The sequence below is a fragment of the Paenibacillus sp. FSL H7-0714 genome, from assembly GCF_038003765.1.
GTDB lineage: Bacteria > Bacillota > Bacilli > Paenibacillales > Paenibacillaceae > Paenibacillus_AQ.
In genome coordinates this window covers 6,320,072-6,341,743 of the sequence record NZ_JBBOPT010000001.1, presented here as the reverse complement: position 1 = coordinate 6,341,743, position 21,672 = coordinate 6,320,072, and the positions used below count along the sequence as shown (strand labels likewise).

At 40.2% G+C, this 21,672-nt stretch carries 23 protein-coding genes; 21 read left to right on the top strand and 2 right to left on the bottom strand.

What is annotated here, in order from left to right; genetic code table 11:
* The first annotated feature begins 61 nt into the window (after positions 1-61).
* The 4 genes from NST34_RS28460 (at position 62) to NST34_RS28445 (ending at position 5,906) form a co-directional block, all read left to right on the top strand.
* Entirely contained in the window at positions 62-550 is a 489-nt protein-coding gene (locus NST34_RS28460; protein WP_076285539.1) for a DUF2199 domain-containing protein, read from the top strand.
* Between the two features lie 468 nt (positions 551-1,018).
* A complete protein-coding gene (locus tag NST34_RS28455; RefSeq protein ID WP_076285538.1) occupies positions 1,019-1,423 on the top strand; it encodes a GNAT family N-acetyltransferase in 405 nt (134 codons plus the stop codon).
* 67 nt (positions 1,424-1,490) lie between these two features.
* Complete coding sequence (locus NST34_RS28450; protein ID WP_076285537.1) at positions 1,491-1,919, top strand: SRPBCC family protein; 429 nt, start codon at positions 1,491-1,493, stop codon at positions 1,917-1,919.
* Between the two features lie 483 nt (positions 1,920-2,402).
* Entirely contained in the window at positions 2,403-5,906 is a 3,504-nt protein-coding gene (locus NST34_RS28445) for an alpha-amylase family glycosyl hydrolase (protein WP_341129214.1), read from the top strand.
* 82 nt (positions 5,907-5,988) lie between these two features.
* Here the strand turns inward: NST34_RS28445 and NST34_RS28440 are convergent, their stop codons facing one another.
* Complete coding sequence (locus tag NST34_RS28440; RefSeq protein WP_076285535.1) at positions 5,989-6,582, bottom strand: YdeI/OmpD-associated family protein; 594 nt, start codon at positions 6,580-6,582, stop codon at positions 5,989-5,991.
* A gap of 178 nt (positions 6,583-6,760) precedes the next feature.
* Between NST34_RS28440 and NST34_RS28435 the strand changes: the two genes are divergently transcribed.
* The 13 genes from NST34_RS28435 to NST34_RS28375 all read left to right on the top strand — a co-directional run bounded on the left by NST34_RS28435 (position 6,761) and on the right by NST34_RS28375 (position 19,457).
* A complete protein-coding gene (locus NST34_RS28435) occupies positions 6,761-7,639 on the top strand; it encodes an aminoglycoside phosphotransferase family protein (RefSeq protein WP_076285534.1) in 879 nt (292 codons plus the stop codon).
* Positions 7,640-7,868: 229 nt separating this feature from the next.
* Positions 7,869-8,432, top strand: coding sequence for an alkyl hydroperoxide reductase subunit C (ahpC, locus tag NST34_RS28430; protein WP_042192019.1), 564 nt, complete (start codon positions 7,869-7,871; stop codon positions 8,430-8,432).
* A gap of 14 nt (positions 8,433-8,446) precedes the next feature.
* A complete protein-coding gene (gene ahpF / locus NST34_RS28425; RefSeq protein ID WP_042192017.1) occupies positions 8,447-9,976 on the top strand; it encodes an alkyl hydroperoxide reductase subunit F in 1,530 nt (509 codons plus the stop codon).
* Between the two features lie 225 nt (positions 9,977-10,201).
* Positions 10,202-11,023 (top strand): methyl-accepting chemotaxis protein, encoded by an 822-nt coding sequence (locus NST34_RS28420; protein WP_076285532.1) that lies wholly within the window; start codon positions 10,202-10,204, stop codon positions 11,021-11,023.
* A gap of 114 nt (positions 11,024-11,137) precedes the next feature.
* Positions 11,138-11,854 (top strand): purine-nucleoside phosphorylase, encoded by a 717-nt coding sequence (deoD, locus tag NST34_RS28415; protein ID WP_076285531.1) that lies wholly within the window; start codon positions 11,138-11,140, stop codon positions 11,852-11,854.
* Between the two features lie 237 nt (positions 11,855-12,091).
* Positions 12,092-13,102 (top strand): cation diffusion facilitator family transporter, encoded by a 1,011-nt coding sequence (locus NST34_RS28410; protein ID WP_341129213.1) that lies wholly within the window; start codon positions 12,092-12,094, stop codon positions 13,100-13,102.
* 73 nt (positions 13,103-13,175) lie between these two features.
* Complete coding sequence (locus NST34_RS28405; protein WP_042131123.1) at positions 13,176-13,496, top strand: metal-sensitive transcriptional regulator; 321 nt, start codon at positions 13,176-13,178, stop codon at positions 13,494-13,496.
* Between the two features lie 107 nt (positions 13,497-13,603).
* On the top strand, positions 13,604-13,840 hold the full coding sequence (locus NST34_RS28400) for a glutaredoxin family protein (RefSeq protein WP_060625785.1): 237 nt from the start codon (positions 13,604-13,606) through the stop codon (positions 13,838-13,840).
* A 104-nt stretch (positions 13,841-13,944) separates the two neighbouring features.
* Entirely contained in the window at positions 13,945-14,274 is a 330-nt protein-coding gene (locus NST34_RS28395) for a four-helix bundle copper-binding protein (RefSeq protein WP_042192011.1), read from the top strand.
* Between the two features lie 206 nt (positions 14,275-14,480).
* Positions 14,481-16,913 carry a heavy metal translocating P-type ATPase gene (locus NST34_RS28390; RefSeq protein ID WP_042192009.1) on the top strand — a complete coding sequence of 811 codons (2,433 nt, stop codon included), beginning with the start codon at positions 14,481-14,483 and terminating at the stop codon, positions 16,911-16,913.
* A gap of 32 nt (positions 16,914-16,945) precedes the next feature.
* Positions 16,946-17,569 carry a nitrite reductase gene (locus tag NST34_RS28385; RefSeq protein ID WP_076285530.1) on the top strand — a complete coding sequence of 208 codons (624 nt, stop codon included), beginning with the start codon at positions 16,946-16,948 and terminating at the stop codon, positions 17,567-17,569.
* Between the two features lie 238 nt (positions 17,570-17,807).
* Positions 17,808-18,806 carry a globin-coupled sensor protein gene (locus NST34_RS28380; protein ID WP_042192005.1) on the top strand — a complete coding sequence of 333 codons (999 nt, stop codon included), beginning with the start codon at positions 17,808-17,810 and terminating at the stop codon, positions 18,804-18,806.
* A 6-nt stretch (positions 18,807-18,812) separates the two neighbouring features.
* Positions 18,813-19,457 carry a dihydrofolate reductase family protein gene (locus tag NST34_RS28375; RefSeq protein WP_341129212.1) on the top strand — a complete coding sequence of 215 codons (645 nt, stop codon included), beginning with the start codon at positions 18,813-18,815 and terminating at the stop codon, positions 19,455-19,457.
* 63 nt (positions 19,458-19,520) lie between these two features.
* On the opposite strand, the gene NST34_RS28370 is transcribed toward NST34_RS28375, so the two are convergent.
* The gene (locus tag NST34_RS28370) at positions 19,521-19,691 is read right to left on the bottom strand and encodes a hypothetical protein (RefSeq protein ID WP_156113190.1); all 171 of its coding nucleotides are present in this window, start codon (positions 19,689-19,691) and stop codon (positions 19,521-19,523) included.
* Positions 19,692-19,900: 209 nt separating this feature from the next.
* Here NST34_RS28370 and NST34_RS28365 point away from each other — a divergent pair, with 209 nt between their 5' ends.
* The 4 genes from NST34_RS28365 (at position 19,901) to NST34_RS28350 (ending at position 21,545) form a co-directional block, all read left to right on the top strand.
* A complete protein-coding gene (locus tag NST34_RS28365; protein WP_143759589.1) occupies positions 19,901-20,161 on the top strand; it encodes a hypothetical protein in 261 nt (86 codons plus the stop codon).
* Complete coding sequence (locus NST34_RS28360; protein ID WP_076300947.1) at positions 20,139-20,795, top strand: response regulator transcription factor; 657 nt, start codon at positions 20,139-20,141, stop codon at positions 20,793-20,795. The genes NST34_RS28365 and NST34_RS28360 overlap by 23 nt, the downstream gene beginning before the upstream one ends.
* Positions 20,796-20,857: 62 nt before the next feature.
* On the top strand, positions 20,858-21,385 hold the full coding sequence (locus tag NST34_RS28355; RefSeq protein ID WP_076300948.1) for a DinB family protein: 528 nt from the start codon (positions 20,858-20,860) through the stop codon (positions 21,383-21,385).
* 16 nt (positions 21,386-21,401) lie between these two features.
* Positions 21,402-21,545: a hypothetical protein gene (locus NST34_RS28350; RefSeq protein WP_179085821.1), complete on the top strand. Its 144-nt coding sequence runs from the start codon at positions 21,402-21,404 to the stop codon at positions 21,543-21,545.
* The last annotated feature ends 127 nt before the right edge of the window (positions 21,546-21,672 follow it).

Genomic DNA, 21,672 nt, shown 5'->3' with positions numbered 1-21,672 from the left:
CAGTAATTTCGCGAATAAGACGTTATAAGAAATCACCAAGAAACTATAAGGAGCAGAAAACATGAAATGCCCTCACTGTAACAACGAATTAAGTGAACTTCCTTTATGTTACGGAAGTGAAGCACCCTATTATTTTTACACTGTACCAGAAGAGAAAAGAACAGAATTAATTAGAGATTTTTGTGTAATTGATGAACAGCATTTCTTTATTAGAGGACATATTGAAATACCAATAATTGATAGTAAAGAGAAATTTATATGGAGTGTTTGGGTTTCTCTTAGTGAAGAAAACTTTTTGAAATCTAATGAATTATTGCATGTAGAAGGAAGGGAAACTGAAAAACCTTATTTTGGTTGGTTATCGACTGAACTTTCAATATATCCAATAACTACATTATCGTTAAAGACAATGGTACATACACAAGAAGTTGGTGCTGTTCCGTTAATAGAATTAGAACAAACGAATCATCCACTTGCAGTTGAACAAAGAGAAGGAATTACAATGGGGAGAGTTAAGGAAATTGCTCATTTAATAAATCATAGTCTGTAAGAGAAGAATTTGAAAGTTGCTCTCCTTGGTCTGCTAAGGATTTTTCGGTGAGGCGTAATCAGCAGATAACCCTGCAAGGCTAAGTCTATCGGACTGGTGCGTAATGTCGATTAAGCTAGCGGGGCACATTAGTGGAATAGCGGTTGCTTCGGCAGCCATTTTTTTATTTGTTCAACTAACGGGCAGGTTAACGCTATAAACCTTTTAGGATTAGTATGCTTAGGTAAAAGAAGTATTCTCATGAATTCTCTAATGTAAATAAATACAAATTCCACTTCAGTTAATCCATTTTCTATACATATTTTTAAGAGTATATTGAGGTAAATAAAGTGATTATTCACTTTGATAAATCCGAAATTGCTTTGTCGGTATTATTTTATGGCTTCGTAAGGATTGCAAAACCATCGAAATATGGGAGTTTAAAACAGATGTTGTGCCGTAGTTAGTTTTATGAAAGGAAGGTATAGGGTGAGTATTTATTACGCTTCAAGCAAAGAGGATATCACTAAGGATGCACTCCAAGAGTTATTTCTTTCGGTAGAATGGGAGTCTGGCAAGTACCCAAACGAGCTTTTACAAGCAATCGGAGGGTCTCATTCAATTGTTACCGCTTGGGAAGGAGGAAAGCTTGTTGGTTTAATAAATGCTTTGTCAGATGGTGTTTTAACGGTATATTTTCATTATATGCTTATTAATCCGAGTTATCAGAGTATCGGTATAGGTAAGGAAATGATGAATATAATGCTTGATAGATATAAAGGGTGTAAAACAAAAGTATTAATTTCTTATCCTCATGCAGTGGATTTCTATAATAAATTTGGCTTTAATACAGAGGATGGAGCTACACCAATGTTCATCACAGAGTTGATATGATTGATGGTATAATTTTCGTATACAAATAATTACATAAATTAAATCCTTAAAAAAGGGGATGAGCAATATGGCAAATATCGAGCACTTACAGACCGTGAATGTTCCAGCTTCAACGGTATATGAAGCATTAACCACTACAAAAGGACTTTCAGAAATATGGACAAATGAACTAATAGTCAATGATCAGATCGGTTGTATAAATGAGTTCCAATTCGGCGGCAAAGGTTTAACAAAGATGCGGGTTGATGAGCTTGTTCCCGATAAAAAGATTTTGTGGCAGTGTGTTGATTCAGATCCAGAATGGATAGGTACGACAATTTCTTTTGATATGAAGGAAAAAAACGGGAAGACTTCAATCATTTTTCGTCAGATGAATTGGGAGGAAGTGACCTCATTTTATCGCGTATGTAATTATAACTGGGCTATTTTTTTGTACAGTCTTAAACAGTATTGCGAAGAAGGCGAGGGTCTTCCGTATCATAAACGGAAGTTTTAGAACCATTGAAAACACGGATGGGTGACTAAAGTACATGATCCCGAGAACTGATTTCGAAAGTACTGGGTAAGTACGAAGAAGTTGTCACCCAAGTCTTGACAATCCTTCGTTCAACAAACGGGAAACCATAGTTCTATAAATAGCGGTAATCTAAGATTTTAATTTGCCTTGAACAACTGATGAATGAAAACGATTGAACTTTTGTGGTTAAACCATTAAATTTTTATGTTTTTAGCCTAAAAGATGCATTGACCCGGAAAAGGTTGGAGCCTATAATCATAAACAGGGAAAATTCATTAGATATGGAGCTATCTGTAACCTGAGGATTTCTCAATAGTTCTATTTGTAAACGCATACAATGAGGTTTTTCCATATTTTCTAAGAAGGAGGAGATTGATAAGTTAGATTGTTTCTTTTTTTCTCATTTTTGCAAACGTTTGCACAACGTAATTTGCACTTAAAATTAATGAGGAGGTTATTTAATTGGTACGAAAACAATCTAGGCGGTTTGTTTCTTGGTTGATCATTTTTTCGCTAATCTTTAGTTTATTCGGTTTATCGGGCGGGGCTTCAGCCAGCAACACTGATTATACAGTCTCCTATACGAACACCACAGCATCTTCTGTGACACTGCATTGGACTACGAATAATTGGACGAATACTACGGACACAGTCATGTCTAAAAGTGGGACCACGTTTACGGCCAACCTCAATGTGCAGGAGGGCGCAACACTCATTTATTGTTATCACATCACAGCCCCGACGGATAGCTGGGACAGCAACGGAGGGAAGAACTGGACGGTAGTTATTCCGGTTGCTGGGAAGTATGAAGCTGAGAGCGCAGCCTTGGCAGGTAGCGCAAAAATAAATACGAATCACAACGGATTTACCGGCACTGGTTTTGTTGATGGATACACAACCACAGGAGCAACTACCACCTTCAATGTTCAATCTTCCGTTGCAGGCGCCTATAATGCCACGCTTCGCTATGCCAATGCGACTGGCAGTGCCAAGCAAGTTTCCATTTATGTGAATGGAGCAAAGGTAAAGCAGTCCACTTTAGCGAATTTGGCAAACTGGGATACATGGAGTGACCAAACAGAAACGCTCTCCTTACAGGCAGGAAATAATACGATCGCTTACAAATATGACTCGGATGATACTGGGAATATCAATATCGACTATCTAACTCTTTCAGCCACAGCAACACCAACCGAAACACCAACAGTAACACCAACGCCAACACCAACCGTAACACCAACGCCAACACCAACGCCAACACCAACCGTAACACCAACACCAACAGTGACGCCTACACCAACACCAACCGTAACACCTACACCAACGCCAACTTCGGCTGGCTTAACGGTTCATTTTAAGAAACCAGCAAACTGGAGCTCAACGATCCGAATCCATTACTGGAATCTGAGTCCGACAACGGTTCCAACAAGCGGAGCTTGGCCAGGAATTCTGATGAAATCGGACGGAAACGACTGGTACAGCTATACTATTGCCAACGCCACCGGCACAAGCCTTATCTTTAATGATGGCAACGGCAAACAGACGGCCGACTTGTCCCGCAGTGTAAAAGAGGGCTGGTATAACGCAGATAATGTGTGGTATGACGCTAATCCAGAAATTCCGAAGATCCCCGTGATTTCAGTCTCTCCTACGCCGAAGACATATGATTCTGCCCAAACTGTGAAGCTCTCCAGTATCAATACTGGCGATAAAATCTACTATACGACAGACGGGTCGACACCAACGACATCTTCTACCTTATACACGGCTCCAATCCAAGTAGTTTCTACTACGACTATCAAGGCTTTTGGTGTTAACTCCTTAGGTCAAGCAGGCAGTGTAGGCACTTTTGCTTATGTCATTGACCTAAATCTCGACCTGCAGGCCCCAACGATAACCGCGAATTTACCTGTTGGGAATTCAAGCTCTGCGGTTACCGTCTCTTTTAATATAAAAGATAACAAAGCGGCAACGACCACTGCATATTACACAGATAATGGGACGGAACCAACTACCAGTTCAAATCTCTATATCTCGGGCAATGCTTTAACTGCTCTGGCAGGACCGTCCATTCTTATTAATAAGACGACGACACTGAAATTCCTGGTGGTCGATGGTGCCGGAAATGAAACGAAACAGAGCTTTATCTATACGATTGGAAATAAAGGCGATTTCCGTGAAGACACCATTTATTTCGTAATTACTTCACGATTCTATGATGGTGATCCGAGTAACAATGTACATTCATGGGAGGATGCTAAAGCAGGAAATCCGGATTCAGACCCAGCTTGGAGAGGTGACTTTAAGGGACTGATTCAAAAGCTAGACTACATCAAAGCGCTCGGATTCAGTGCTATTTGGATTACGCCAGTGGTGCAGAATGCCAGCGGGTATGATTATCATGGCTACCATGCGATTAATTTTTCCAAAGTAGATCCAAGGTATGAATCAGCGGGAGCCTCTTATCAGGAATTGATTAATGCAGCTCATGCCAAAGGGATAAAGGTTATTCAGGATGTTGTTGTGAATCATACAGGTAATTTTGGGGAAGAGAATCTGTTGCCTATGTTCAAAAAAGATCCGACTGCAGCGGACACCATAAATAACATGTTTAAAATTACGGATAAACTGCCAGCTAACTATGATACAATGACCCCTGATCAGCAATATCAGGCCAGACTCGCAATCATGAAAAATGCGGAAACCAACAATAACATGTATCATACCGAAAAAAGTCTTTCCTGGGAATCTTACACCGTACAGACAGGACAGATTGCAGGAGACGCCGTGGACTTGAACACGGAAAATCCTGTAGTGAATCAGTATCTAATTGACAGCTATAATCAGTATATTGATATGGGTGTTGATGCTTTCCGGGTCGATACTGTGAAGCATGTGAGTCGGTATATTTTTAACAAATATTTTGTTCCTGCTTGGAAAACAAGAGGGGGCTCAAACTTCTTTGTCTTCGGTGAAGTGGCTACTCGGTATAGAGATGTATGGAACAGTGGAATTCCGGCAATATCGACTCCATTCTATACATGGAAAAGCTCGAAAGCCTATCCGGGTGATGGACAAAATGACTACGCTTCCAACAAGCTGTCTGTGGAACAAGAGTGGGCAGATAACTCTACTACAGCAGGGCAGCCAACCTCGAACAATGCTTTTTTAATAGGCAATAATTATCACGCACCTGACTATTCGATGAAATCGGGTATGGATGTTATTGATTTCCCGATGCATTGGGCATTCAAGACTGCACAGGAAGCATTCAGTATGAAGAGCGGTGATCAATATTATAACGATGCTACTTGGAATGTAACTTATGTTGACTCTCATGACTATGCACCTGACCAAGCCCCAGAGAATCAACGATTTGCAGGGACACAAAGCACTTGGGCTGAGAATCTCTCGCTGATGTTCACCTTCCGGGGAATACCTGCGATCTATTATGGTTCTGAAATTGAGTTTAAAAAAGGATCAGTCATCGATGTAGGCCCAAATGCACCACTTAGCTCAACAGGGCGTGCTTACTTTGGCGATCAAATTGAGGGTAGTGTTACTGTTCGGGACTACGGTAAGTATACAAATGCTACTGGCACACTTGCCGATTCATTAAACTATCCTTTGGCAAAACATATCAGACAACTCAATTTAATCAGAAGAGCTGTTCCAGCCTTGCAAAAAGGCCAGTATTCCACAGAAAATGTATCCGGTGAATTGGCATTTAAAAGAAGATATACCGATAGCTCAAAAGGTATTGATAGCTTTGCGTTAGTTACGATCTCAGGAAATGCGACATTTACCGGAATTCCGAATGGAACTTACGTGGATGCGGTGACTGGCGATACCAAAAACGTTACTAACGGTACAATCACTCTGGTATGCTCTGGAAAAGGAAACGCTAGAGTGTATGTATTGAACGGTAGCGGTGGAATTGGAGTAACCGGAACCTACCTGAAGTAGTATAAAGTCTTTTAGTAAAAAGAGAAGAAGCAACCTCAGTTCGGATTGTTCACCGATCTAAGGTTGCTTCTTCATATACAACTTAATCATTTAATCCTTTTCCATCCAGAATTTGCGGCATCCATTTTTCAACCCTAGATACTCGAGTTTTAGATTGCTTGGGCTCATTAAAATGATGAAGGTATGCTTTTTGCCGCCCGGGCGTCAAAGCTTCAAAAGCATTTTTCAAGGCAGGCATTTCATCAAGTTTAGTTTGAAATTCATCAGGAATGATGAAATCTGTATTCTTTTTGAATTCCACTTCCAAACCAGCTTTTTCAACTTCGATGGCTTCATAAATATATTCTTTTATGATGCTTTCTTTTTCAAGGATCTCTTGAACATTGGTGAACCGGATCTGGCGTGCAGCTTGTACATTCTCCGTTTGTTGAATCAGAATCCCATGGGTATCCTTTAATAAGACACCTTTATGAAACAGCAGTGCAATATATTCTTTAAATCCATGGATTAAGACTATGTTTTTGTTCTTAAACGTGTAACAAGGATGCATCCATTTAAAGTCTTCGGTCAGCTCACAGTCAAGAACGATATTTCTCAACGTCTCGTATTCTTCCTGCCACTGTTTTACTTTCCTTAGAAATCCATCTACCTTGGGATTCGTTTTGCTATTTGTCATTAAGGAACACCCTTCTTCCTCATAATAAAATTAAGCATTTTCAACTTCCATTTATTTAGCTTATCCTTTTTTCGGCCGATCTAACTGTACAGTTTGCATACAGACACTAGTAAAGCTAACATAATAGTAGATGTCTCTTATAAAAATGGCTAGTAAAACTTATGTTAGAGAGGTAATTATGAATACAATAACCGTCGATTTAGTTGCAAGATTAATCAATGAACAATTTCCAGAGTGGTCCGATTTAGAGATTAAACCAGTAAAATTCAGTGGGAATGATAATCGAACGTTTCATTTAGGTGAACATATGAGTGTGAGGTTACCAAGTGCAGCTGCTTATGCTCCACAAGTAGAGAAAGAGCAACTATGGTTGCCTATATTAAGTAAAGAACTCACGTTACCTATTCAAGTACCTTTAGCCAAAGGGAAGCCTAACGAAGAATATCCATTGCCGTGGTCTATCAATAAGTGGGTAGAGGGTGAGACATTAACGTACCAAAATATTAATAATCTTAACCAGTTTGCAAGAGATTTGGGAGCATTTTTAATAGAATTACAATCTATTGATGCTAGTGGGGGACCTTTAGCAGGAGAACATAATTTCTATAGAGGTGGATCTTTAGCTGTATATGATGAAGAGTCTAGACATGCGATTGAGCATAATAAAGATATTTTTAAAGAAGATCTATTGAGAGAAATCTGGGAATTAGCATTAGATTCTAAATGGAATTCCAAGCCGGTTTGGGTTCATGGAGATATTGCGCCAGGGAATTTACTAGTCAAAGATGGAAAGCTGTGTGCAGTCATTGATTTCGGAATCTTGGGTGTAGGCGATCCTGCTTGTGATGCGGCAATGGCATGGACCTTTTTTGATGAGGATAGTAGAAAGGTATTCAAGGATGTATTACAGATGGATGAAGAGACTTGGAATAGAGCAAGAGGATGGGCTTTATGGAAAGCATTAATCACATATAATGGAAATCGATATTCTAACCCAAAGGTAGCGAGAGAATCTTTAAATATTATCAATCTAATAGCACATGACTTCGAATTGTAGAAATTGCCCTACATAAAACATGTAAACTAACCCATACTAGTTCATAAGTATGATAATTTATGAACATTTAGCGACTGACAACGATTATCATATTAGAATTATTATAAATAACTTGACAGGCCTTAATTTGGTTAATTATAATAATTACAAATAGTATTCAGATATGTGATGTTTGCAGATTTGAATATTGTATCCACAAAAAATAAAACTTAAAGGAGATTTAAATAATATGTCACTTATCGGAACAGAAGTCCTACCATTCAAAGCAAGCGCATTTCAAGATGGGAAATTCATCGATGTATCAGAAGAAAACTTTAAAGGTAAATGGAGTGTAGTTTGCTTCTACCCAGCTGACTTTACATTCGTATGCCCAACTGAACTTGAAGATCTGCAAAACCAATATGAAACCCTGAAACAATTGGGTGTTGAAGTATATTCCGTTTCCACAGATACTCACTTTACACATAAAGCATGGCATGAAAGCTCTGCAGCTATTGGCAAGGTAAAATACATTATGATCGGCGATCCTTCTCATGTGATTTCCCGTAACTTTGATGTTCTGATCGAAGCTGACGGTCTTGCTGATCGTGGTACATTCATCATTGATCCAGACGGTATTATCCAAACCGTTGAAATTAATGCTGGTGGTATTGGTCGCGATGCTAGTGCACTTGTTAACAAAATCAAAGCAGCACAATATGTACGCAATCATCCAGGTGAAGTTTGCCCAGCGAAATGGTCCGAAGGTGCAGAAACTCTTAAACCAAGTCTCGATCTTGTAGGTAAGATTTAAGGAGCGAAAGCTAAATGAAATTAGATCAAGAAATAAAAGCTCAACTAGCTCAATACCTAGAACTCTTGGAAGGCGACGTAGTACTGAAAATCAGTGCAGGCTCTGACGAAGCATCTCAAGAGATGGAAGCGCTGGTTGATGAAATTGCCAAAATGTCAGCTAGGATAACGGTAGAAAAAACCGAACTGCCTAGAACCCCAAGCTTTAGCGTAAATCGTGTGGGTGAAGATACGGGCGTAACCTTTGCTGGAACTCCGCTAGGACATGAGTTTACTTCATTAGTGTTGGCTCTACTGCAAGTTAGCGGAAGAGCGCCTAAGGTTGAGCAAAGTGTTATTGATCAGATCAAAAGCATTAATGGCGAATATAAGTTTGAAACTTATGTCAGCCTAAGCTGTCATAATTGCCCTGATGTTGTACAAGCACTGAACCTAATGAGTATCTTCAATCCTGGCATTACCCATACGATGATTGATGGCGGAGTGTTCAAAGAAGAGGTAGAACGCAAAGAAATTATGTCTGTTCCAAGCGTTTACCTTAACGGAGAATTTTTCGAAAGTGGTCGTATGACGGTTGAAGAAATTCTAGCTAAAATGGGTAGTACTGTAGACGCATCAGAGTTTGACAATAAAGCTCCTTATGATGTTCTTGTTGTTGGCGGTGGCCCAGCAGGTGCAAGTGCAGCAATTTACGCAGCGCGTAAAGGAATTCGCACAGGGATTGTCGCTGAACGCTTAGGCGGACAGGTTAACGACACACTTGGCATTGAGAACTTTATCAGTGTAAATTACATTGAAGGTCCTCAGCTAGTGGCTAAACTCGAAGAGCAAGTGAAAGAGTATGGCATTGATGTGATGAAGTTACAACGTGCCACACGTTTAGATAAGAATGATTTAATTGAAGTTGAACTCGAGAACGGTGCTGTTCTAAAGAGTAAGACGGTCATTCTGTCGACAGGTGCTCGTTGGCGCAATATGGGTGTGCCTGGTGAAGCTGAATTCAAGAATAAAGGCGTAGCCTACTGCCCACACTGTGATGGTCCTTTATTTGCAGGCAAAGATGTTGCCGTTGTCGGCGGCGGTAATTCAGGGATTGAGGCAGCTATTGACCTTGCGGGTATAGTGAAGCATGTAACGGTTCTGGAATTTGCTCCAGAGCTCAAAGCAGATGCTGTACTGCAAGATCGTCTCTACAGCCTTCCTAACGTTACTGTGCTTAAGAACGTGCAAACGAAAGAAATTACCGGAACTGATAAGGTAGATGGTATTTCTTATATCGATCGTGCGACAGAAGAAACTCACCATATTGAATTACAGGGTGTGTTTGTACAGATCGGTTTGGTTCCGAACACAGATTGGTTAGGTGACATGGTTGAACGTACTCGCGTTGGCGAGATCGTTGTAGATAGCCATGGTGCTACAAATGTACCAGGAGTATTCGCTGCTGGCGATTGCACTAATAGTGCTTATAAACAAATCATCATTTCGATGGGATCCGGTGCAACTGCAGCTTTAGGTGCATTTGATTATCTGATCCGCAACTAATCGATACTGTTAATAAAAGCAAGTAACCCAAAGCCCTCACTTTTCACAAAGTGGGGGCTTTTTTGGATGTTATCCGTATGATGTGGGAGAAAAAAGGGGATTTGTAAACTTTTTTGGAGGATTTTATGAGAATATCTCGAATACATATTTCAAATATGAATTAAACAAAATTAAGAATTTAGCACGGTTGGAGAAACCTTTTGCTGGAATGGAGACTATATTTCTGTGATTAATAATATTGAATCTTTAGACAAATTTATCGCGATTATACCTATAATAAAATTATCTATTCCGGCTGATTTATCCATAGCCATATGTGATTTGGATCGGTTTGTTGCTTATTTTCCTGGCGATACCATTAATTTAAACATTACCGAAGGACAGCTTTTAAACAAAGAAGAACCGCTTTACATAGCTATACGAGAGAATCAAGCATTAAAGTCCGATGTTCCGGCCAACTTTTATGGATTCGAGTTTACGGGTACAGCGACACCTCTTCACGATAAAAACGGTCAGGTCATTGGCGGGATTGCAGTTCAGATTCGTAGACAAAGTGAATTAAAGGCTATTGTAGAACAGATCTCAGAATCACTGACCCAAGCTAATGAGCAAATCAATAATATTTCGTATGGATCCAATTCACTTGCGGATTACTCTCAGCAACTACTTATTCAATCCCAACAAGCTGGTAGAGATGTGGAGAATACTACAGAGGTCCTATCGATTATTAAAAAGGTTGCTGACCAAACGAATTTACTCGGGCTGAATGCAGCAATAGAAGCAGCTCATGCAGGTGAGAAGGGAAGAGGGTTTGAAGTCGTAGCTAAGGAAATTCGGAAATTTTCACGGGAAACCGTTTCTTCAACTCAAAACATAAATGAAACCATGTTACAGATTAAGGGGATTACGAACCAAATGGCTAATTCGATAGAGAAGATAGCGGCGATCGGACAAGAACAGGCTGCATCTGTTCAGCATACTTCTGCATTTATTGAGGAAATAAAAATAATGTCCCAAAAGCTTAACGAGTTTGCGAATAAATTGTAGCAAGAGAATCAGTTCTTTTTTTGTTGAAACAAAAGAATATTTTAAACGTATATTTAAATTCATGGATGGTATAGTAAGATAGTAGTTGAGTAACAAACTTAGGAGGAATAAATTATGTCAACGCCGCACAATGCAGCACAAAATGGTGAAATCGCCAAAACAGTATTAATGCCAGGAGATCCGTTAAGAGCGAAGTATATCGCAGAAACCTATTTGGAGAACCCAACCCAATTTAATACGGTACGGAATATGTTTGGATATACAGGCACTTACAAAGGTAAAGAAGTGTCAGTAATGGGTTCGGGAATGGGAATGCCAAGTATCGGTATTTATTCTTATGAACTATACAAAAATTATGGTGTGGAAAACATCATTCGCATCGGTAGTGCAGGTGCCTACACAGATAAATTGAATTTATTTGATGTGGTACTGGCGGATAGTGCGTGGAGTGAATCTACATACGCCTATGTGCAAAGTGGTGTAGAAGGAGACGTACAGCTGCCAAGTAAAGAATTGAACGAAGTCATTGAAGAAGCGGCTAAACGTATTAACAAGCCACTTTTGACGGATAGAATTCATTCAAGCGATGTATTCTATCATGAAGATAACGTGCCAGGCCACAATGAATTTTACAATGAACATGGCTGTGTATGTGTAGAAATGGAGAGCTATGCATTGTTCCATAATGCGAAAGTATTAGGTAAACAAGCAGCATGTATTCTTACTATTTCAGATTCATTAGTTACTCATGCAGTAACCACGGCAGAAGAAAGACAAAATTCTTTCAACAGCATGATGGAAGTTGCATTAGAAGCAGCGATTTCTCTTTAAGATTAAGAAGTGAAAGATAAACTAAAACATCTTTATACAGAAATTGTATAGAGGTGTTTTTTTGTGTTTTCAAGACTAAAGAGGATATACCCTTAGGTTCGTTATTGACAAGAAGAAAAATCCAGATCATAATAACATATGAGCACTTGTTCATATGTTATTATGATCTGGAGCTTTTGAATACCACTGCGCGCGCATACAAATACTATCTTGCTGAAGGTAAATAGGAGGTAAATCATGAAGGACAAGAAGAATAACCACAATCATCAGATTGAGCATGTAGACAGGCAACACTCCGATCACGATCACAGCGATCACAATCACTCCCATGCAGGACATGATCATTCCCATGGGCCTCACGGTCATCATCATTTTGATCCTAGCGGAAACAAAAAAGGACTAATGATTGCATTAATAATTACAGTAGGAATTATGTTTTTGGAGTTTTTTGGCGGACTGATCACTAACAGCTTAGCGCTGCTATCGGACAGTGGGCATATGCTAAACGATGCAAGCTCCTTAGCATTAAGTCTAGTGGCGGTCTGGTTTGCAACTAAACCTGCATCTCCCAATAAAACGTATGGATTTCATCGGTTTGAAATTCTAGCGGCACTATTGAACGGGGTCACCTTATTTGTAGTTGCTGGTTTTATCATCGTGGAAGCTTATGGCCGATTCTTCGAGCCGCCTACGGTTGCAAGTGGTTCTATGATGCTGATCGCATGTATAGGTCTTTTAGCCAATGTTGCTAGTGCTTGGTCTCTTATGAGAAAAGGAGATGTAAAGAATAACATTAACCTTCGCAGCGCTTATCTTCATGTGCTTGGCGATGCTTTAGGCTCGGTAGGAGCTATTATTGCAGGTTTAGTTATGATGATTTTTGGCTGGTATATTGCTGACCCGATTATAAGCGTACTAGTTGCTCTATTAATTCTTAGAGGTGCTTGGGGAATCATCAAACATACCGTTCATGTTCTTATGGAAGGTACACCGATTACAGTGAATCCTACTGAGGTGAAGGCAGTTCTAGAAAATATCGAGGGCGTTATAAATGTTCATGATCTTCATATTTGGACAATTACCTCGGGTCTTGATTCACTAAGCTGCCATCTCTTAATCAAAGATCAGGAAGATGATCAACGTATTTTGCAGCAAGCCATTCAGTTAATAGCGGAACGCTTCAAAATCCAGCATACTACTATTCAAATTGAGACATCGGTGATATCCCATGAAGTGATGAAAGTCTAATTATATTTTATATTTTGAATAGATTAGGGGGGCTATAGTATAATAAAACTATATGGAAAGGAGTGATTGGTGCATGGAAGATCATACGCACGAGCACGAATCATGTAGCACGGGTGAACGAAAAAGTCATCACTCTGAGAAGACTAAAAAGAACCTGGTTAGCCGACTCAATAGAATTGAAGGACAAGTAAGAGGGCTAAAGGGATTAATTGAGAAGGACACCTATTGTGATGATGTGCTGCATCAAATCTCTTCGGTCCAATCTGCTTTGAACGGCGTAGGAAAGCTTTTGTTAGAACATCATATGAAGAGCTGTGTCGTAGAACGAATTCAAGATGGTGAAAATGAAGTGTTAGATGAGTTATTAATTACCATCAATAAATTAATTAAATAATTGATAATAGAAAGGATTCGTTGGAATCCTTTTTTATTTAGATTCATGTATAGTATAGGGGGGTATACTAATTTTGTTAGAAAATATACTGAAGGAGGACGACCCATATGAACGTAGAGGTATTTACAACACCGACTTGTGAGGATTGCAGAAATTTTAAAAAGTTCTTAAGTGAGCATCATATTCCATTTACTGAATTTAATATTGCAGATCATCCTGACCATGCAGATACGTTATTTAATCGAACTGGAAAAAGATTGGTTCCTACCATTTTCATTAACAATCAGGTATTCTTCGGATTTGTGTTCAATCGTCAAGAAATTGAGAAACAGCTGCTTGTCTAATGTTCAGTTCGGACAATTTCTCTGAGCATGATAAGTTAGCTCACGATTGGGTATATATAGAGTAGGGGACTATACTAAATTACATCTTGAGAGGAGTTATTATGATGTCACATCAAAACTACAAAGCGTGTATTGAAGAATGTTTAAAATGTATGGTGGCTTGTAATCACTGTTACTCATCTTGCTTGGAGGAAGATCATGTTGGAATGATGAAGGAGTGCATTCGCCTGGATCGTGAATGTGCGGAAATATGCGGATTCACTGCACATGCCCTGTCGATGAACAGTAAATATGCCAAGGCCTTATGTTTAGCTTGTGCAGAGGCTTGTGAAGCCTGCGGCAACGAATGTAAAAAGCATGACCATGATCATTGCCAGCAATGTGCAGAAGCATGTTTTGCCTGTGCGAAAATCTGCCGTGAAATGGCCGCTTAACTCAGTAGGACTCTCTTCAGAGAGGACGGATTCATGAAGGAGTTTTCTCAGAAACAGGATTTCTGTTACTGAGAAAACTCCTTTTTAAGTATTTAGAGTATATCTTGTCGCTTGACATAATATAGGGTAGGGGGGTATACTAACATCAAGAAGAGGATGATGCAAACAATGGAAATCATCACAAAAGTGGAAGAGGTGTTTATATAATGACTACTGCTGCGGCGGGACAATCGCAAACTTCATTACAAATCACAGGGATGACTTGTGCTGCTTGTGCGAACCGCATTGAAAAAGGCTTGAATAAACTAGAAGGTGTAAGTGAAGCCAACGTAAACTTTGCAATGGAAAGGGCTACAGTGACTTATGATCCGAACATAGTGGACGTTAGTAAGATGGAAGCAAGTATTCAGAAGCTTGGGTACAGCACAGCTAAAGAAGCTGTAGATTTACAGCTTGTAGGTATGACATGCGCTGCTTGTGCATTGAAAATTGAGAAGACTCTGAATAAGCTACCTGGCGTAAGCACTGCCAGTGTGAACTTTGCGATGGAAACAGCACATGTCGAATATAATCCCGTTGAAGTTTCTGTATCTGACATGCAGAAGCGGGTGGAGAAGCTTGGATACAAGGCTGTTCCCAAACAAGAGCAAGGTGACCCAGCGGAACAGCGACAACAAGATTTATCCAAGCAAAAGCGTAAGCTGCTGATCTCCGCGATTCTATCGTTTCCACTGCTGTGGGCGATGGTGAGCCACTTTTCCTTCACTTCGTGGATATGGCTGCCTGATCTTTTTATGAATCCATGGTTCCAATTGATTTTGGCAACGCCGGTTCAATTTTATATCGGAAAACAATTTTACATCGGTGCTTATAAAGCGCTACGTAACGGCAGTGCGAACATGGATGTTCTAGTTTCACTCGGGACCTCGGCGGCGTTTTTTTACAGCCTGTACTTAACAATCGTTTGGGCTGTCAATGGTGGGAGCGCGCATCATGGACCAGAAATGTATTATGAAACAAGTGCAGTATTGATTACGCTGGTTCTAATGGGTAAATTGTTCGAATCCTTGGCAAAAGGACGGACATCAGAAGCTATTAAATCCTTGATGGGCTTGCAGGCCAAGACAGCTTTAGTTGTCCGCGACGGTGAAGAATTAAGCATTCCTGTAGAGGAAGTTATTACTGGTGATATAGTACTTGTTCGTCCAGGGAATAAAGTACCTGTGGATGGTGAAGTTCTGGAAGGGATCTCTTCGGTAGATGAATCCATGCTGACCGGAGAAAGCCTCCCTGTTGAAAAGAAAGCCGGAGATTCCGTCATTGGAGCGACGATTAATAAAAACGGCATGCTTCGAATTAAGGCAACAAAAGTAGGTAAGGAAACTGCTCTTGCGCAGATCATCAAAGTGGTAGAAGAAGCGCAAGGCTCGAAAGCCCCGATTCAACGGGTCGCTGATGTCATCTCCGGTATCTTCGTTCCAATCGTTGTTGGGATTGCCGTTATTGCATTCTTAGTGTGGTACTTTATCGTAACACCGGGTGATTTTGCAGGAGCTTTGGAAAAAGCAATCGCCATTCTGGTTATCGCTTGCCCTTGTGCTTTGGGTCTGGCTACGCCAACCTCCATTATGGCTGGTTCCGGACGTGCAGCTGAACTGGGAATCCTGTTCAAAGGCGGGGAGCATTTAGAGCAAACACATAAAATTGATACGATTATCTTGGATAAAACAGGTACAGTAACAAAGGGCAAACCTGAGCTTACCGATATTTTGGTTGAAGGCAACGAGACAGAATTTCTTAGACTGGTGGGTGCAGCTGAGAAGAATTCAGAACATCCACTTGCAGAAGCTATTGTCACAGGTATCTTGGAAAGAAATATTGAATTGCCAGGGACAGAATCATTTGAAGCCATACCGGGTTTTGGAATCAAGGCTGTCGTGGAAGGCAAAGAGCTGTTAATTGGTACTCGGCGTCTCATGGACAAATACGGTGTAGAGGCAAGTCATGCTTATAACATCATGTCTACTTTAGAAGAATCCGGTAAAACAGCAATGCTTGTGGCTATAAATAAAGGGTACGTGGGTATGGTAGCTGTTGCGGACACCATTAAAGAAACCTCTCAGGCTGCTGTCAGTCGCTTGAAAGGAATGGGAATCCAGGTCATCATGATTACCGGAGATAACGAACGTACGGCAAAGGCGATCGCAGCTCAAGTTGGCATTGACCATGTACGCGCTGAAGTGCTTCCAGAAGGAAAAGCGGAGGAAGTGAAAAAATTACAAGCGCAAGGCAAGATAGTAGCCATGGTTGGCGATGGTATTAATGATGCTCCAGCTCTCGCAACTGCAGATATTGGGATGGCCATTGGTACCGGTACGGACGTGGCTATGGAAGCTGCGGATGTTACTTTAATGCGAGGCGATCTATCCAGTATTCCCGACGCTATCTACATGAGTCGTAAAACAATGACTAATATTAAACAAAATCTATTCTGGGCACTTGGCTACAACTCACTTGGCATTCCGATTGCAGCACTTGGTTTCTTGGCTCCGTGGGTAGCGGGTGCGGCAATGGCTCTCAGTTCGGTTTCCGTTGTTCTTAATGCACTTCGTCTGCAACGTGTGAAGATCCGTAACTAAATCACTAGAGGAATGAGGACGGAGATAAGGATATGGGAGAGATCACAAAAATCGCAGTTGCACCTCCAATTCAAGTGGGGGGAAGCCTGTTTACACCAGAGCAGCTTGCTACAATAGGAGCAATTCTAGGAACGAATGCAAAAATTGAAATGACATCTTTTAAACAGCTTTATTTGGAGGTGCCTCTTGAACAACGTGAATTGATTGTGGAGCAACTTGAGCGTATAGGATTAGAAGTATATTCAGCGGGTTTTGTCACGAAAAGCCTGATTGCTTGTAATTTTTGTAAAGGGGCTGAGGAAGCAGGTCTGGCAGTTGCACAGAAATTAAATCAGTCCATCGCAGGGATTGAAACACCTATGCCACTGAAGATTGGTTATGCGGGCTGTGCACTCGGAACCAGCGAGCCTCTGTTGAAAGACATTAGCGTTGTGAAAATGCGTAATACCTATGAGATTTTTGTGGGTGGAGAACCAAAAGGGCTTAAGACTTCAATCGCTCAATCCCTTAGATCAGGGCTAAGTGAAGATCAACTTATTCCAGTGATTCTGTCATTGATTAACTACTATAAGGCCAACGCCAAAGGGAAAGAGAAATTCAGAAAGTTCATTGACCGGGTGACGATAGAATTGCTGCAACAAGTTGTTGCTGTGTAGGATAAGGTTTTAATTTTAAGAGGGGCTTCCTTTATAGGAGCTCCTCTTTTTAGTGTGATCTAAGAATAATGCTACGAAATGCAAAGTTTGTAAAATTAATAAACTATTTAAGTAAATAAAGTGTTAAAATTTATAAAAATAATACCTTTATTATCAAGATAAATAGATGCCATAGGGGATGGCATGGAAGATGCGATGATCATTATATAAACAGAATGAGAGGGAAGTTGACCAAATTATGATCAATCTTAGTTCAGAGCGACAACAGCAAGTTAGCTATATTGGGATTACTGAGGCTGATTTAAATGTATTGAAAAGTAAGGAAAAAGAATTCAAGCAAATCGTAAGCTCCCTTGTAGATGAATTGTATAAGCAGATGATAGAGGAACCTGAGCTACTCCACATCATTGAACAGCACAGTACGCTTGATCGATTGAAGGAAACGCAGCAGTGGTATTTTTTATCCATGGCATCGGGTGTGATTGATGAAGCATTTATTGAAAGACGACTGCTTATAGGTAAAATTCACTCGCGTATTGGTCTGACAACAAATTGGTATTTGGGCACTTACATATTATATTTGGATCTCGCTACAGCTTATTTTGAACGGATATTACCGACTGATTGGAAACCTGTCATTCATGCATTAACCAAGATGTTTAATCTGGATTCACAGTTGGTTCTGGAAGCCTACGAAGTCGATGAAAAAGCAAAAATAGAAAATTTATTAGAAAAGCAAAACCACTTGCTTACAGGTGTTAGTTCTGCGGTTCAAGAATTAGTATCCTTAATGGTTCAACTGAAAGATAGCAGTGAATCCATCGAGGAATTAGCTAGTAAGAATGCTGATTATCAAGAGAAAACACATCAAACTGTGTTATATCTTGACAAAGAGGTAGAGTCTATTCATCAAGTGGGTACAATGATTAGGGAGGTTGCTGATCATACACATCTTTTGGGCTTAAACGCAGCCATTGAAGCGGCAAGAGCAGGGGAGTACGGTAGAGGCTTTGAAGTCGTCGCGAATGAAGTACGCAAGTTAGCTCGTCGCTCTAAAGATTCAATCGGAACGATTGATGAGAAGCTGAATAATATCAACTCCACACTTTCCAAGGTGAAAAAAGAATCGGAACACAATTCCATGTATTCTAGAGATCAGGTGAAGGGCTCTCAAGAACTGGCCTCCTTCGTGAATCTGATTGAAAAAGTGACCGTCGAGTTAGAAAACTTGAAATAATCAAGCATGTCCTCATATTGCGGATCGAATGTTATGTATTCATTTCTGGTACAAGGAGCGATGAGTGTGCCTGTAGATCATCATGAACAAGATGCAGAAAATTCATCTAGAAAGATTGTGGCAGGTTTATTCATATCGCTGGATGGAGTGGTAGACTCACTTGAAGCCTCACCTAAGAAGTGGGGGAGCAATGAAATGAATGAGACGATTGCTGCCGGTGTTGCACAGGCGGATACTGTACTGCTTGGACCACGTACTTACAAGATGTTAGCCCAGTTCTGGCAGCATCAGAGTGACAATCTACCCATGGCAAGATTCCTGAACCATTCTGACAAATATCTGGTCTCCAGTACGATTACGGAGGACATGCTCGAATGGCAACCTGCGAGCCTGATCAAGGGCAAGCTCTTCGAAGAGATAATGAAGCTAAAGCAACGGCCTGGAAAGAACATTCAGATCCCTGGTAGTCCGAGATTAGTCAGATCCCTATTACAAAATGGATTGTTAGATGAGCTTAGGCTTAATATCTGTCCCGTAGTCATTGGCTCTGGAATGCGTCTTTTTGACGAGATCACGAATCAAGTCCCACTTCATCTTGTGGACTCAAAAGCTTACAGTAACGGTGTAGTAGGCTTAACGTATCGCATATAATCTTTGAAATGAAACACTCCTTCAGAATATTCTGAGGAGTGTTTTTTTGTTTAACAGTGCGGTTTAGACGTCGGTTTTGGAAACACCGTTTAAGCTGGGAACATAATCGGCAGCTTTATCGATGTTTACCATCTGAGCCGCTTCATTAAAGTTATTGTTATTCTGTGCATTGTTTTTCTTACTTGGTTGATGTTTGCCTGGTTCACCTTTGGGACTGGCGTTATTTTTTGGCATGACATTCACCTCCATATTCTCCCCATAGTATGAGAAGGTAGTTTGAATTTTATGCCAGACAAGGAGGTGATGGGGTGCACGCGTTGTTTATAGATGAAGGAATATCATGCATAAAAGTATATTATTCCCTATTGAAATCATTTAAAATGGTAGAGAATACATGGCTCGAATTACAAATATGTATAATTTTGTTCTTCCGGGAGATTCAAATGAGAGTGAAACCCGTTATTTTTTCATATCAGGGCTACTTTGCAGTTTTTGCTTTCTTATCATTCATTTTGTGGGGATCATCATATCAGCATATGGGCTTGTCTGGCATCAAAGAGCGTGTAGCGAGTTTAGAAGGAAAATGTACGTTTAACTCGGAGAAGGGTAAAGGGTTGGAGGTTATTATTTATTTACCGACAACGACTTTTGTGGAGAAGAAAAATAGAGGAGGCGATGACGATGATACGTATCTTGTTGGTTGATGATCATCCTTCAGTTGGAGAAGGAACCAAGAATATGATTGAGCAGGATGCTGATATGGAGGTAACCTTTGTTTTGTCAGCGATGGAAGCTTTCGATATGCTGGAGCAGCAAGGATTTGATGTGATATTATGCGATCTTAATATGCCTACAATTAGCGGACTCGAATTCACCAAAAGAGCCGTTCAGCGTGATCCTGAATCTAAAGTGGTGATTTATACCGGATATGAAATCAGTGCGCATTATAACCTGTTGATGGAGTCAGGGGTTACAGGATTTATCTCTAAGACAGCTTCCAGAGAACAACTGTTAAATACCATTCGTTGCGCACTAAGAAATGAGGCTGTCATTCCAGTTTCTTTACTCAAGCAGCTGCGCAGAAGTGATATCAAGATATCCAATAACCGAGATAATCAGCTCATTGAAGAAGTATCTATTAATCAAAAGGAACAAGAAATACTCCAGGAAGTTGCCAGTGGAAAAAGTAACAAAGACATAGCCAGCAAGCTCTTAATGTCACAAAGGACAGTGGAGTATAATCTGACGAGAATCTTCGAGAAGCTGAGTGTGCATTCGAGATCAGAAGCTATCGTAGAGGGAAAACGGCTGGGACTTGTTAGAACGGAGCAATTTTGAGCTGGACAAATACATAGTCTTGTAAATTTACAAATTCGAAGATATGAAGGAGAGATCTCATAATGATCGACATGGACAAAATATATTTGATTACAGATATCCCCGGTTATTCACCACAAATTAGTCGTCTTTTATCCATGATGAACTACGCAAGACACACAACATTAGAGGCTGTTAAGGACTTAAGTGTAGACCAACTAGACTATTTATTGGATTCAGAGAGTAACTCTATTGGATCATTATTATTACATTACGCTGCGGTAGAATATGCGTATCAAGTGGCAACGTTTGAGGGAAGAGATTTGTCTGAGGAAGAATTAACAATATGGGGGCCAGCGTTAAGCTTAGGAGACGAAGGGCGAGCGATGATTAAAGGGAATGATCTTAACTATTATTTAGACCGTTTAAATGAAGTAAGAGAAAGAACGTATGCATTGTTCGCAACCGTTGATGATGACTGGTTATATACAGAAGAGGAATTCTGGCATAACAAACAGGCGAACTACTATTTCATGTGGTTTCATGTATTCGAAGATGAAATTAATCACAGAGGCCAAATTAGATTGATACGAAAAAGAGCGCTAGCTTAAAGAAAGGGGAGCATAAATGGAGTTCATAGAGAAGAGTATTAAGCCTTTATTTAACAAGTATCCGTTGCTCTCGAAATTTATCTTAGCAGTGCTAATCTTTGATATCGTCTATTACACAGGTAAAGAAGTTGGGCGAATTGCCTATTATATGACTCACTAAATCTTTATAAAATGTACCTAACAGAAAAAGGTGAATTCGACTCCATGCTGAGTGAGAATTCGCCTTTTTCTATGACTTGACCTAAAAATAAACGGAGGAGAGTTACGAAGGGGCAATTTGGAACTGT

What these genes read in the sequence shown, in the direction of transcription:
- NST34_RS28460 (WP_076285539.1), top strand. Translation starts at nt 62, where the DNA reads ATGAAATGCCCTCACTGTAACAACGAATTAAGTGAACTTCCTTTATGT.
- NST34_RS28450 (WP_076285537.1), top strand. Translation starts at nt 1,491, where the DNA reads ATGGCAAATATCGAGCACTTACAGACCGTGAATGTTCCAGCTTCAACG.
- NST34_RS28440 (WP_076285535.1), bottom strand. Translation starts at nt 6,582, where the DNA reads ATGACAAATAGCAAAACGAATCCCAAGGTAGATGGATTTCTAAGGAAA.
- NST34_RS28435 (WP_076285534.1), top strand. Translation starts at nt 6,761, where the DNA reads ATGAATACAATAACCGTCGATTTAGTTGCAAGATTAATCAATGAACAA.
- ahpC (WP_042192019.1), top strand. Translation starts at nt 7,869, where the DNA reads ATGTCACTTATCGGAACAGAAGTCCTACCATTCAAAGCAAGCGCATTT.
- ahpF (WP_042192017.1), top strand. Translation starts at nt 8,447, where the DNA reads ATGAAATTAGATCAAGAAATAAAAGCTCAACTAGCTCAATACCTAGAA.
- deoD (WP_076285531.1), top strand. Translation starts at nt 11,138, where the DNA reads ATGTCAACGCCGCACAATGCAGCACAAAATGGTGAAATCGCCAAAACA.
- NST34_RS28410 (WP_341129213.1), top strand. Translation starts at nt 12,092, where the DNA reads ATGAAGGACAAGAAGAATAACCACAATCATCAGATTGAGCATGTAGAC.
- NST34_RS28405 (WP_042131123.1), top strand. Translation starts at nt 13,176, where the DNA reads ATGGAAGATCATACGCACGAGCACGAATCATGTAGCACGGGTGAACGA.
- NST34_RS28400 (WP_060625785.1), top strand. Translation starts at nt 13,604, where the DNA reads ATGAACGTAGAGGTATTTACAACACCGACTTGTGAGGATTGCAGAAAT.
- NST34_RS28395 (WP_042192011.1), top strand. Translation starts at nt 13,945, where the DNA reads ATGTCACATCAAAACTACAAAGCGTGTATTGAAGAATGTTTAAAATGT.
- NST34_RS28390 (WP_042192009.1), top strand. Translation starts at nt 14,481, where the DNA reads ATGACTACTGCTGCGGCGGGACAATCGCAAACTTCATTACAAATCACA.
- NST34_RS28385 (WP_076285530.1), top strand. Translation starts at nt 16,946, where the DNA reads ATGGGAGAGATCACAAAAATCGCAGTTGCACCTCCAATTCAAGTGGGG.
- NST34_RS28380 (WP_042192005.1), top strand. Translation starts at nt 17,808, where the DNA reads ATGATCAATCTTAGTTCAGAGCGACAACAGCAAGTTAGCTATATTGGG.
- NST34_RS28375 (WP_341129212.1), top strand. Translation starts at nt 18,813, where the DNA reads ATGTCCTCATATTGCGGATCGAATGTTATGTATTCATTTCTGGTACAA.
- NST34_RS28370 (WP_156113190.1), bottom strand. Translation starts at nt 19,691, where the DNA reads ATGCCAAAAAATAACGCCAGTCCCAAAGGTGAACCAGGCAAACATCAA.
- NST34_RS28365 (WP_143759589.1), top strand. Translation starts at nt 19,901, where the DNA reads ATGAGAGTGAAACCCGTTATTTTTTCATATCAGGGCTACTTTGCAGTT.
- NST34_RS28360 (WP_076300947.1), top strand. Translation starts at nt 20,139, where the DNA reads ATGATACGTATCTTGTTGGTTGATGATCATCCTTCAGTTGGAGAAGGA.
- NST34_RS28355 (WP_076300948.1), top strand. Translation starts at nt 20,858, where the DNA reads ATGATCGACATGGACAAAATATATTTGATTACAGATATCCCCGGTTAT.
- NST34_RS28350 (WP_179085821.1), top strand. Translation starts at nt 21,402, where the DNA reads ATGGAGTTCATAGAGAAGAGTATTAAGCCTTTATTTAACAAGTATCCG.